The organism is Blautia parvula, assembly GCF_020215665.1.
Taxonomy (GTDB): Bacteria; Bacillota; Clostridia; order Lachnospirales; family Lachnospiraceae; genus Blautia; species Blautia celeris.
The window spans coordinates 3,503,296-3,516,021 of record NZ_CP084061.1; the positions used below are offsets into that span (position 1 = coordinate 3,503,296).

The 12,726-nt window shown below is 47.6% G+C and carries 12 protein-coding genes; 3 read left to right on the plus strand and 9 right to left on the minus strand.

The window, feature by feature from the left end:
- Positions 1–41: 41 nt before the first annotated feature.
- Positions 42–1,397, minus strand: a complete 1,356-nt coding sequence (locus LC508_RS16115; protein ID WP_054351509.1) for an ABC transporter substrate-binding protein — start codon at positions 1,395–1,397, stop codon at positions 42–44.
- Between the two features lie 326 nt (positions 1,398–1,723).
- Between LC508_RS16115 and LC508_RS16120 the strand changes: the two genes are divergently transcribed.
- The 3 genes from LC508_RS16120 to LC508_RS16130 all read left to right on the plus strand — a co-directional run bounded on the left by LC508_RS16120 (position 1,724) and on the right by LC508_RS16130 (position 6,214).
- Complete coding sequence (locus LC508_RS16120) at positions 1,724–3,535, plus strand: cache domain-containing sensor histidine kinase (RefSeq protein WP_033139830.1); 1,812 nt, start codon at positions 1,724–1,726, stop codon at positions 3,533–3,535.
- Positions 3,513–5,108 carry a response regulator transcription factor gene (locus LC508_RS16125; protein WP_033139831.1) on the plus strand — a complete coding sequence of 532 codons (1,596 nt, stop codon included), beginning with the start codon at positions 3,513–3,515 and terminating at the stop codon, positions 5,106–5,108. Before LC508_RS16120 ends, LC508_RS16125 begins: the two co-directional genes overlap by 23 nt.
- A gap of 197 nt (positions 5,109–5,305) precedes the next feature.
- Positions 5,306–6,214 carry an AEC family transporter gene (locus LC508_RS16130; RefSeq protein WP_033139832.1) on the plus strand — a complete coding sequence of 303 codons (909 nt, stop codon included), beginning with the start codon at positions 5,306–5,308 and terminating at the stop codon, positions 6,212–6,214.
- Between the two features lie 59 nt (positions 6,215–6,273).
- On the opposite strand, the gene LC508_RS16135 is transcribed toward LC508_RS16130, so the two are convergent.
- From LC508_RS16135 to LC508_RS16170, 8 genes are all read right to left on the minus strand, one after another.
- The gene (locus tag LC508_RS16135; RefSeq protein ID WP_103731021.1) at positions 6,274–6,792 is read right to left on the minus strand and encodes a cysteine hydrolase family protein; all 519 of its coding nucleotides are present in this window, start codon (positions 6,790–6,792) and stop codon (positions 6,274–6,276) included.
- 46 nt (positions 6,793–6,838) lie between these two features.
- On the minus strand, positions 6,839–7,918 hold the full coding sequence (gene buk, locus LC508_RS16140) for a butyrate kinase (protein WP_103731013.1): 1,080 nt from the start codon (positions 7,916–7,918) through the stop codon (positions 6,839–6,841).
- Positions 7,919–7,932: 14 nt separating this feature from the next.
- The gene (locus LC508_RS16145) at positions 7,933–8,598 is read right to left on the minus strand and encodes a DUF6320 domain-containing protein (RefSeq protein ID WP_103731014.1); all 666 of its coding nucleotides are present in this window, start codon (positions 8,596–8,598) and stop codon (positions 7,933–7,935) included.
- 2 nt (positions 8,599–8,600) lie between these two features.
- Positions 8,601–9,878, minus strand: coding sequence for a hypothetical protein (locus LC508_RS16150; RefSeq protein WP_103731015.1), 1,278 nt, complete (start codon positions 9,876–9,878; stop codon positions 8,601–8,603).
- Between the two features lie 23 nt (positions 9,879–9,901).
- The gene (locus LC508_RS16155; RefSeq protein ID WP_033139836.1) at positions 9,902–10,882 is read right to left on the minus strand and encodes an alpha/beta hydrolase; all 981 of its coding nucleotides are present in this window, start codon (positions 10,880–10,882) and stop codon (positions 9,902–9,904) included.
- Between the two features lie 10 nt (positions 10,883–10,892).
- Positions 10,893–11,435: a DUF2284 domain-containing protein gene (locus LC508_RS16160; protein ID WP_054351500.1), complete on the minus strand. Its 543-nt coding sequence runs from the start codon at positions 11,433–11,435 to the stop codon at positions 10,893–10,895.
- Between the two features lie 226 nt (positions 11,436–11,661).
- Positions 11,662–12,225: a cucumopine synthase-related protein gene (locus tag LC508_RS16165; protein ID WP_033139838.1), complete on the minus strand. Its 564-nt coding sequence runs from the start codon at positions 12,223–12,225 to the stop codon at positions 11,662–11,664.
- Between the two features lie 3 nt (positions 12,226–12,228).
- The gene (locus tag LC508_RS16170; RefSeq protein WP_033139839.1) at positions 12,229–12,708 is read right to left on the minus strand and encodes a hypothetical protein; all 480 of its coding nucleotides are present in this window, start codon (positions 12,706–12,708) and stop codon (positions 12,229–12,231) included.
- Positions 12,709–12,726 lie beyond the last annotated feature (18 nt).

Here is a 12,726-nt window from a genome sequence, read left to right on the forward strand (position 1 = left end):
TAAGGGTCCGGTCTCCCCTACAGGTTCCGGACCCTCCCTTTTTATTCCACATCAAAATAGTCCGGCGCATACTGCGCTACCGCTTCATCCATTCTCTGACAAAATTCTTCTGGAGTGGATTCGCCCATACCCAGATTAGCCAGTTCTTTTCTGTAAACTTCGTTTGTGGATGGGTCCAGACGGACATCCCAGCACTGAGCAAAGGTGCCGCAGTTTTCCAGATCCTTCAGAATCTGCTGTGTCAGTTCCGGAAGTTTATCCGGGTCACTAGGCATCATGGACGGCAGCATATCAAATTCATACATAGCCATATCCGCGAAATTGTCCCATACAAATTTAATGAAATCCTTCATAGCCGGAGTCATGGAATCTTTCAATACCGCAGTTCCGATGCCGCAGTTGGCATAATAGTCATTCTCTGTTGTCGCATCTTTATCACTGTCTATTGGAAGCTTGAATGTAGAAATATCATCTTTTAATTCTTTATTCTCATCCACAAGATCCGGAGTATCCCACGTCCCTGTGTATAACATGGCAGCACCTTTATTCAAAAACAGGTCCATCTGTGCTGTGGCATCCGAATTTGTCCAGCCTTCGCTGAAATACTGCGAGATCTGCTGTGTATATTCTGCTGTGGCGATACCCACCTCTGAATCAAACTTTTCTTTACCCATTCTGGCATTATCAATAAATTCATTCCCTGCCATACGGAATGCCTTAAATGCCGGATATCGCATGATCATATCATAGTTGCCGGCTGAGATTGGTGTGTACCCGGCTGCTTTCAGCTTTTCACATGCTTCAAGCAGTTCTGTCAGGGTCTTGGGCGTCTCTGTGATTCCGGCATCCTCGAACATTTCGGTATGATACCAGAAATACTCCACATTTCCCTGCCAGGTCATCAGATAATTACTTCCGTCGCTCAGTTTCGGATAATCCAGTGCAATGTCAAAGAACTTATCCTTTAATCCCAGTTCGTCATATAGGTCATCTATGCTGTAGATAATTCCCTTTTTGCAGATACCTTCAAAAAAGGCCTCCGGGTCCGCATCAAACCAATCCGGCAGTTCGTTGCTGGATGCCAGAATTTTTATTTTCTGGAGATAGGTTGCCCTGTCCGCTATGGATTCTACATTAAATTCAAAACCGGGATGATCCTCCTTATACATCTCCGCAATCTTCTTCAGTGTCTTAAGAGCTGCATCTGTCTCACCTCTTGCACTGACGTAATTGATCACCAGATCTTCTGAGTCAGTATTATCACCGGATTCCTTTTCCTGCGTCTTCTGTGTATTTTCTTCCTTTTTATCACCGGTTCCCCCATTGCCTCCGCATCCGACTGCCGTTACACACATGACTGCAGCTAAACCTGCAGCTGCCAGCTTCTTCAGTTTCATCCTTTTTTCCTCCTTTAAATTTGCCTTATCATCATGACGTCCTGAGATTCGGTTTTTTCTGTTTTTTGTTTGTAGATTCATTATAGAAAATTTTTTCGACAAAATATATGGAAAATTTTAAGTACACTTGGAATATTTTCCTATAGTTCTCAGATTGCTTGTGACATAAATCCGATTATTGTATAATAACTTTTAGCCATACAGCAATTCTACGCATCTAATGTGCTGGCTGTAAGAAAAGATTCTGAAGCCAGGTAGAAATCCTATTGCCAAAGTGGCTGTGAAAATATTCATATGAAACCAATGGAGAAAAAAAGGAGCTTTCTATGAACAGGATAAAACACTCTGTATTCTACATTTTTTCAACTTTTCCTATTAAACACCGGCTGCTGATCACCTACCTTTTTCTGAGTGGTTTTATATTAGTCATCACAGCAGTCGCATTTTATAACACTGCTAAAAATGCGCTGGTTGAACACGCTACCTTATCCAGCCAACAGCAGCTTACGATCATCACCAACAATCTAAGTGAAAAAATAGGCCATATTTCCGACTATGCCATTACCCTGTCCATCAACAGTGATATTGGTGAAACCCTGAAGGAAAACCCCACGGTACCTGAAAACGCACTGTCACGCTTTTTTGTAAATTCCACGCTCACCAAACAGGCACAAAGAATTATTGGTTTACATAAAAATATATCTAATTGGGATATTCTTGACACAGAAAACAATTGGTATCACAGCAGCACGGATATCACAGAAGAATTGACCCCTTGCCTGTCACCGGAATTTCTGCAGGTATTGCAGACGGATCCTTCCTTCCACTTTTTAGGTCCTTATACGATTGACGGCACACCAACATTCGCCGCCTTAAAACCAGTTACGGACATTGACACCACAAAGTATCTGGGCACCGTCGCCCTTCTGATCCAGGAACCCAGCATATCCTCCGCCTTCCGGGACCTGCCGGACAGTGATCTGCGGAATTTTTACATAACGGACTCTGATAACAGGATATTGTCCTCCTCAACATCCGAGGGAATCTATGAATCTTTTGCCTCCTATACGGGAATCAGCACCAAAGAGATGAAGAAACTGGAGGATACGAATATGGCAACCGCCTATATCCACGGAACAGAGACACTGCTCATCAGAAAGGAATATCCCGGGCTGGACTGGTATGTGGTGAACCTGATACCTCTGCAGAATCTTACCATGGAGCACAGGACTGTGCTGCAGACCATTGTTCTCATATGCGTACTACTGTTCATCCTCTCCCTGTTCTTCTCCATGCTCTGCACAAGGACTGTGACAGCCCCCATCCAGCGCCTGGCCTCCAAGATGGAGACAGCTTCCATGGGCAACCTGGATATATCCGCAAGCTATCACTCCAACGATGAACTGGCAGTTCTGTACAAGCAGTTCAACCTTATGATGCAGCGCATACAGACTCTGATCGATCATGTATATGAAGAACAGAGCGCAAAACAGGAGATGGAGATCCGGCTGCTCCAATCCCAGATAAATCCCCATTTCCTGTACAATACACTGAGTACTATCAAATCCCTGATTGAACTGGAGATGAATGAGACCGCCGTAAAAGCAGTGGCCGCAATGTCTGTCTTCTACCGGAATTCCCTTTCAAAAGGACGGTTCATCATTCCTCTGAAGCAGGAACTGGAATTGACAGAGCAATACCTGTACATACAGAGCCTCCGCTATATGGAATATGTAGATTATGAGTTCAACCTGACAGCCACATTTCCCATGGACCAGATCGACATACCTAAGCTTACGCTCCAGCCTATTGTAGAAAATATATTTGTCCATGCCCTATCCACAGAAAAATGTCATATCTGCGTCAATATAACCGAGGATGACGCAAACGTAGCAATAACCATAACCGACAACGGAACCGGTATTCCCCCAGAAAAGCTGAAAGAGCTGCAGACATCCATTTATTCCGGCAGTGTGGATGGCAGATCCTTTGGCCTTCCCAACATTCACCACAGGATCATACTGTTGTACGGAATGAACTATGGCCTTACTATAACCAGCCGGGAGAAAGAATTTACCGCAGTCACAGTAACTCTGCCCAAAGGAGGAGCAAAAGATGAAGACCCTGATAATTGTTGATGATGAGCTGTTTTTCCGCAAATCCATCTGCAGCCTCATCAAAAAACAGGAAAACTATGAGATTATCGGCGAAGCCAACAACGGAGCTTCCGGTGCTGAAATCATCCGGGAACTGAAGCCTGATATTGCCCTGGTGGACATTTCCATGCCTGTCATGGACGGCCTGGAGATGATCCGTTCCCTTGTTCCGGACTGCCGGACAAAATTCATCCTCTCCACAGGTTACAGCGACTTCGCCTATGCGAAGCAGGCCATCACTCTGGGGGTAAAGGAGTATCTTCTGAAGCCGGTGGACAACCGGGAACTTCTCGACTGTCTTGATAAACTGAGTCTGGAAATTGACAGCGAACGCCACAGACAGGATGTAATATCCGACTACTATCAGTCACGGAGCATCTACCAAAAACACATGGCTCTTAACTTCTTTAGCAAAGCCATATCAGGCGACTGCCAACCGGAGGAATTCGCCGTGCTGAAAAAGCAGGCAGAGCTGGAAGGCACAGACTGGTTCCTGGTACTCTCCCTGAAACTGAACAGCACCAATACCTCTGTGTGGAACTGGGAAACCGACCTGGCACTCTGTCATTCCATTATGGAAAATATCTGTACGGAAGTCCTTCACGGAACATATGAGCATCTTCTTTATGTGGATTACTCCCTTTCCCACCAGTATATTATCCTGGGGCTGAAGGATGGCTCCTGCCAGGTTCCCCGTCTGGAAGAACTGTGCGAACACCTGATAAAGCTGCTGAAGGATACGGTCCATATACCTGTGAGCATTTTCAGCGGAACACCGCAGCATGGTGCCCAGGGAATCAAAGCTTCCTATGAGGAGGCGCTTTCTGTCCAGCATAACAGCAGCTATAAGAATCTCACGGTATTTAAGTATTACAGCCGGGAAGTCCTTTCCCAGAATATGGATATCACATCCGATATCTGCCGTGAACTTCTGCTTCTGCTGCGCAGAAAACAGGGGGAACAGGTGATCCAATACATCTGCAGCACCTTTGACAGAATGCAGGAGACGAACTGCCATATCCGCAAGACCCGGCTTACGGCTGCCTTATTTATCACAGTGCTGGATGATTTCATTACGGAATGCGGCTGTTCGGACATGGAATTTACAGAACTGCAGAATGCCCTGGATTCCTACCGTAACTGCGAAAATATTGACCAGCTCAAAAAGCTGATCACAGACACCTACATCTCCGCTTTAGAACGTTTCGGAAAAAATACGGAGTCCGGCAAGACTCACCTGATATCGGATATCCAGGATTATATTGGTCAGCACTACATGGACCCTGAATTAAGACTGGAAACCATTGCCGCCCATTTTTTCGTCAGTCCCCAGTACCTGAGCACACTGTTCAGCCAGGAAAGCCACAGTACACTGAGCAGCTACATCAATACTTTCCGAATGCACAGGGCCAAGGAATTTCTGCTGCAGCAGTCTCCTTCCATACAGAATACAGCGGCACTGTGTGGTTTTACGGATGCAGGGTATTTCAGCAAGTGTTTTAAAAAATTTTACGGGATATCACCTAAGAACTTTTTGGCACTCCGGTCCTCCTGAACATGCAGGGGAACTTCCGGCTGCCGGGCGCGGAGCAAACAGCGGCTATTTCTGTGTGAAAAACGGTTGGATATTGCCAAACCCTTTCTTTTGTGCTAATTTAAGTAGTATTGAAAAAGAAAAAGCAGCTTTTTTATGTACGGCCAGCGCAGCAAATGTGCAGGCCTGACCAAATAGCTGCGGGAAAGGACCCAAAAATGGCAGACATACTAACCAGGGCCGCTGCACTTATCTGCATGATTGCCCTGGCGTTTACATTGAAAAAGATACATATTTTGAAAAAAGAGGACTTCCGTGTGGTGTCCGCACTGGTGGTTAAGATCACACTGCCTTGTGCCATCATCAATAATTTCAGCCAGATGGATTTTGACACCTCTCTCTTTTTTCTGGTTCCCATTGGATTTTGCGGAACCCTCTTTCTGATCGGAACGGGATATTTTATGGCGAGAAAGAAAAGCCCGGATGAGAAGGCTTTTCAGATGATCAACCACTCAGGGTTCAACATCGGCACCTTTGCCATTCCCTATCTGCACAGCTTTGTAGGTCCCTCCGGGGTGATCGCCGCTTCCATGTTTGACATCGGCAATTCCCTGCTGTGCACAGGCGGAACCTATGCCTTGGCCTCCAGTGTGCAGAACCCGGATAACAGAACCACCATAGGCTCCCTGTTAAAAAAGACCTTTTCCTCCGTACCCACCCTGACCTACCTGCTCATGACACTTTTAAGCCTGCTGCATCTCAGGCTGCCGGGGGGCATACTCACCTTTGCGGGAATCGGGGCGGAGGCAAACGCATTCATGGCTATGACAATGCTGGGAATCGGCATGGAACTCACCTTAAACCGCAGACATTTTTCATCCATAACCCGTATCTTAAGTGTCCGCTACCTGGTGGCCCTCATATTCTCCCTTGCCGCCTGGTTTCTGCTTCCCTTTGACAGAGCCCTGAAAAAAACACTGGTCATCCTGCTCTTCTCACCGCTGGCATCCTTTGATCCGATCTTTACGGAAAAATGCGGGGGTGATGTGGGACTTTCCAGTGAGATCAATTCCATCAGTATTATTATCAGCATTGTGTGTATGACACTGCTTTTGATCATTTTGTAAAAAATAACGGTGAACATAGCTGCCTTCCGGGTACGCTGTGTTCACCGTTTTCATTTTCTCTATCCAACCTGAATCTGGCAGACCTTCATGGCCTCCAGTGCATTCTCATGGCTCTCTTTTGTAACTCCCGCGCAGCAGGACGCATCCACAGAGATCACTGCCTCGGGGAGCGCGGCTTTCAATATCATGGCATTTGAGATAATGCAGATATCTGTGCACAGACCCACAAGTTCAATCTCATCATACCCTTCCTTTCCTGCCAGATGCGCAAGAACCGTACTTCCAAATGTAGGCTTCTCCACCAGTCTGCATCCGGCTGCAAGCCTTCTCAGCTCCGGTATCAGCTCCCACCCTTCTGTATCCCTGATGCAGTGCGGAACGGGCAGATTCTTTCCCTCCTGGGTGTCCATGTAATTCTTCTCATGTGTATCAAGGGTGAACACCACTGTTTTCCCCATCGCCTTAGCTTCTTTGACCTTTTTAACCACATTTTCCACAATGGCTTTGGCTTCCGTTGTGCCCAGAGCACCGGTCACGAAATCAACCTGCATGTCAACCACCACTAATAACTGCTTCATTGTCCTCATCCTCCATTTCTCATATGATACCACAGAATATCCGGCTTTACCCATAAAGGGCATCCCTGTAAATATTGGCTTTCTCCTGTCCCTGCAGGATCCGAAGGGCGCCGTAGGCCAATGCCTCCAGTTCCATCTCACCGGGCATGATCCTGACCGGTCCCAGGAAATCAATATAATCGGTGATCCAGTCTGTCAGCATTTTGGAGTGTGCCATACCGCCTGTGAGAATTATGGCATCCACATTCCCCTTCAGTGCAGGGGCAAGCTGTCCGATCCCTTTTGCCACCTGATAGGCCTGCGCCTCATACAGAAGCTCAGCCTTTTCATTTCCCTGACGTATCATTTTCTCGATTTCCCGGCAGTCATAGGTTCCCAGATACGCTTTCAGTCCCCCGTCTCCGCGGATTTTCCGCATCAGCTCTGCCTTGGTATATTTCCCGCTGTAACACATGTCTACAATATAAATAATGGGCACACTCCCGGAACGCTGCGGGGAAAAGGCTCCGCCGTCGTCACTGAGGGCATCCACTATTTTCCCGTGTCTGTGTGCTGAGAAAGAGATCCCGCCGCCCATATGCGCCACCAAAAAATTCATCTCCTCATAGGACTTCCCCGCTTCCTCCGCTGCCTTTCGTGCCATTGCCTTACTGTTTAACACATGGCAGAAGCTCTGCCGCACCACCTCCGGAATGCCGGTGATACGCGAAATTTCCATAAATTCATCCGAAGACACCGCATCATAAATGTAGGCGGGAATCCCAAGCGGTGTAGCCACCGCATCTGCGATCAGTGCGCCCATATTTGATGCATGGGGACTGATGGGGCCTTTTAAGATTCTGTCTTTCATTGCCTGATTCACGGTATATCCGCCTGCTTTTACAGGAGGAAGAAGTCCGCCCCGGCCAACAACAGCGCTTAACTGTTCCACCTGATAGGAATGTACCTCCAGACAGGCCAGAACCATATCTCTTCTAAAAGGGAACTGTTCTTCTATATCCGGATGGCTGTCCAGAAACACAGAATCATGCTCAATGTCTTCCCGGAACATTTCCTGCCGGTTTCTGAATACAGCTATTTTCGTAGATGTGGAGCCCGGATTTACTGCAAGTATATCGTATACCATTTCCTTACCTTCCTTTACAAATGCGTCTTTTTCCTCAGCTCCTCGCCCAGGGCCCTGCCCTTAAATATAGCCAGCGCGGACAACATGAGCACCGCCCCTGCCACACACAGCACCGACGGAAGCCTCACGCCGACTGCGCCGCACAGAAGAAGAATCAGGGGAATCAGACTTCCCACGGACACTATGACCATGTAAATCATATAATGTGAGACCGGCGCCCTGGTCACGAACACCACCACCCACAAGATCACATAGACAGCCAGCAGCACAATAGGTATCCCGAAATCCACAGACCATCCTCTCCACCCTGTAATAAAATCCCAGAACAAAAAGACTGCCCACAAAAGCACTGCCTCCCAGACTGCATTCTTGAACAGATTCCTGCGCTTTACGATAGCGACCGCTGACAGGATCCACATGCAGCCCACACCGGCCAGCACATAGCCTGACCAGAAACTGTGAAAACCCATGGTCCAGTTCACAGAAACCGCAGCAACACATACCGCAATGCAAACAAAAGAAAATATGCGGAATCCCATGGCCATGCGGGAGTTTTCCCTGGTGAAATCCGGGAACATCTGATTCTCTTCCTCCGGGATTCCCTCCAGATTCCCCTGGCAGAGAGGGCATTTTCTGTGGGGATTCCTGACTGTAATTTTGCAACGTTTACAATACTGCATCCTCAATCCCCTCCTTTTTCCCCGCCCAGTGCTATGATCTCCACCGGGATACCCTGTCCGGTCAGCATCCGGAAGAAATTCCGTTCAATCCTTGTATTGGCATAACCGGATGTGAAGCTGACAGTCAGCCTGTCTTTCCAGGAACACATACACAGCTCCATTTTAGGTGTGCTGGTGTAAAAGTCAAACCAGTCGATATAGGGTTCACACTCCCGGGGCATCTGTATTTTTCCGATATTGGAGAAAACGGCTGTGTCCGCGGAGGTGGAAAAGGCAGCTCCGGCCTGCATGCCCCACAGTTTGAGGGGAAGGGGCAGAATGCGCATAAAAGGATTTTTCTCCATCCGCATAAACCCGTTCATCCGGGCTGCGATGCGCTCCGGCGTCAGCTCCCTTTTGAAAAAATCCGAGGTGAACGCAATGACATCCTCCAGCTTTTCACTCTGTTCGGAAAAATTATATCCGATATCGATCCATCCAAAGAAATTCCGCACAGAGGAGGAGGGAAAGTAACTCCTGAGATTCACAGGTATCATGAGCGCCACCGGGCGTTTTTTCTGTCTAGGACTCATATCCATGGCAACCGCGCAGAGAAAAACAGCGGTAAGGTATACGGTTATGGTAGTCTGAAAACTGCGCGCAGCCCGGATCAGGGCATCTGTGGGCACAATTCCCTCCACAAGTCTCATCTGGCCGTATTCCAGGCGGTGATATTTAAGCTGATGGGATTTGTATTTCGGAATGTCCTTCACCAGCGCCTTGTCGGAATAGTATTTGTCAAAGCTGTCCTCTGCCATCTCCTCATCCGTGGCATCTGCCTGTACCTGGGAGACAGGGCCTGTGACCATATCCGGATATGCCTCCATCAGATAATAGTACACAAGGGTTCTGAGAAACTGAAGGGCCCCGGTGCCGTCCGTGAGGGCATGGTATGTCTCGAAATTTATGCGTTTTTTATAATACGTGACCTCAAACAAAAGATTTTTCTGGTCCCTCACATAGATCTGGCTGCAGGGCGGGCGGTATTCCTCCCTGACAACAGGCTTAAGCTCCGACTCCTCCAGATAATTCCAGAAAATGCCGCAGCGAAGGACACAGAGAAAAAGGCTGTAGTCCTCCATACACAGATCAAGGGCTTTCTGCAGCTTTACCTGGTCGATCTCTTCGGTGAGCTGACAGGAAAGCCGGAAGACGCGCTCATCCTTCTTCCCGCTGGTAGCAGGAAATATCTTTGCTGTATTCTCCAGGGTTCTCCACTTTTTTCTGCTGAAATGGGCCATTCTCTCACTTCACTTTCCATAACCTAACTTTTTAAAAATGCATTGATGTAATCATACGTCTCCCGCACAGCGGAATACACGGGTTCCAACAGGAAAAATCCATGGATACCGTCCGCGATCCGGTGCAGTGTCACATCCACGCCTGCTGCCTTCATCCGCCGTGCATAATCCTCCCCCTCATCCCGCAGCGGGTCCAGTTCCCCTGTGATCACCAGGGCTCTTGGAAGGTTTGAAAAATCCTCAGCCAGAAGAGGCGCAAAATAAGGGTTCTGCCTGTCCGCCTCACAGCTCTGGTAAAAATCCAGATAATCTGCCATGTTCTGTCTGGTCAGAAGATAATCCCTGCCGTTTTCCAGAACGGACGGATACGCATTTTCCTCACTATAATCATTATTGACACAGGGATAGATCAATATTTGTCTTTTCGGAATAAATTCTCCTCTGTCCCTGGCCATCTGGCAGACAGCCGCAACAATATTTCCTCCGGCGCTGTCCCCCATCAGGGTGATCTGGTCAGGTTCCGCATTTAAAATCGTCCTGTCTCCAAACACAGCCTTTGCCGCAGCATAACAGTCCTCTATCTGGGTGGGAAATCTATGCTCAGGTGCCAGAGGATAGTCTATGGACACTACCACATGGGCCGTGTTTTTCGCCAGGTTCCAACACACCCGGTTATAAGATTCCACGCTCTCTGTCACAAATCCGCCTCCGTGTATGTAGAGGATGACCGGATAGATATTGTCTGACATTTTGCCTGTATCAAGGGATTTATTCTTTTCCTGGAAGGCTTCGATATCCACGGTGTCGTAGGATTCCTCATTGGGAAAATAGATGCGCACAGGCACTTCCCTTCCTTCATTGTAGATCTTCGTGTCCAGTGTCCGGTAAAAGGGCTTGAAGGGATCCAGGATCTTCAGATTCATGATCCGTCTGGATTTCTGCAGGTCCAGTTTCGTCTCAGGGTCAGACAGCGCTTTCAATACCAGGTGCATTGCTTTATTCATAAATTTTCCTCTATTCTACTAATATACATCCAACCAGTGTCAGTGTCCCCGGACCGTAATAATAAAGAATATCATTTTTCTGGCACACCTCACTGACAAGCATGCCGTAGGCCTCCATTGCGGATGACTGGCGCTCCGGAAACCGGCACGGCGCATCGGGGTAAGTGCACTCCTTACAGTTTTCACAGGCCCCGTCTCCCAGAACAAGAGCACCGGGATATTCCTCACGGACCATCGCAGCAAACTTGTGAAATGCCTCCTTGTGGCGCTCTCCAAGCTCCTGCATTCCCTCTATATCAAAGCTGTCCTCCAGTTCCCCTGTTGTCTGTACGATCAGTCCTCCCGCATATTTGTGGATCTGCTCGCTGCACTCTTCCAGTGTACCGCATCCGGGAGGACAGACCCAGTTCTTATTGTAATGCTGACATTTGTTCTCCGCACATGCGCTGCGGACCTCACTTCTCACCTGGATTGTGGATGCATCCAGATCTCCTACGTGTGAAAAACCGCAGGAAAGCGCTTTTTGTTTTAATTCCTCATACTTTTCCGGCATTGTTTGCCCTCCTTTATCTGTGGTAATTTCAGACAACTGTAATGAGCAGGTTTGACCTGTATTCTTATATTGATTGTTGCAGATAATCGGGCTGGTGTCAATGTGAAATACAAAGGAAAGGGACTGCTGTGTTTTTATAACACACAACAGCCCCTCTCCGGAAACTCATATTTAACTCATTGAGAACATATTACCACTTCTAAGGGAGGATATTTCTAAGTAAAGTCTATTTTTTAACTACTTCATAGCCCTGAAAATCTGCTGCCTTCTGCAGGTATTCCGGATCCAATCTCGGCATAAGTTTACCAATCTCCCATGGAAATACGGTATAGAACCATCTGTTAATACGGTCCACATAGTTGAACCAGCTCCACAGCAGGCTCTTCAGCTCTTCTTTTGTCTGGATCGTATCATAGGAATCCTCGATATCCAGCGTAAACTGCCACATCAGTTTCAGGTTCAGCCATGGTGCGGGGCATCCCTCGCCAAACTGTCCGCCCATAAGATTTGCCATCTCGTGGTTCAGATATACAAACATCTGCTTGCAGTGTTCCAGTGAAAATCTTTCATCTCCTAAGATGCAATACATTGCCGGTTCAATCGTCCACCATCCCATAGCCTGTGTATCACCTGTCAGGAAAAAGAGATTACCTAATGTCTGCCCCTGTGTACCTGCACCACTGGGGTAAACTCCCATCTTTGACATAGTTATATATTCCGGCTCATCAAACCAAATTCGGTCATTTTCGGCTTCGATTTCTGCCTTAACGTCTTTCCAATGTTTTCCCATTTTTTAACCCTCCATTCTACTGATTGTGATAGTTCCCAGTTTATGATACAGGAAGCTGTGATTCCACAGGTCCTCCCGTGCTTTTTCCAGGTCATCCATGCATTCTTTATCAACCTGGAGCACATATGCCCCGCCTGATCTAAGCGGCTCTGTACAACTCGGACCATAACAAAACAGGATATTCCATCCGCACCAGATCAGTTCACCTGCCTGAACTTCAAGTTTTCCCGGTCCTGATACCAGATAGGGGCTGTCCTCAACAAGAGGGCTTGTCTGGTCACCGATATATTTCGGCGGATCAATTGGGGGTCTTGGGAATAATACGGTCAAATCCCCCGTAGACAAAGTTGGATGTGAAAAGAATTTCACCGGTTTTTCGAGGAATTCCCAGAAATTCTCAGCCATCACAGGTTCTTCCTTGTCCCTAAGTGTTCCCGTGAACTTGATTCCACAGCTGGGAACCTCAAACAATACTTTTCTCATAGTTTTTACCTCCATTTT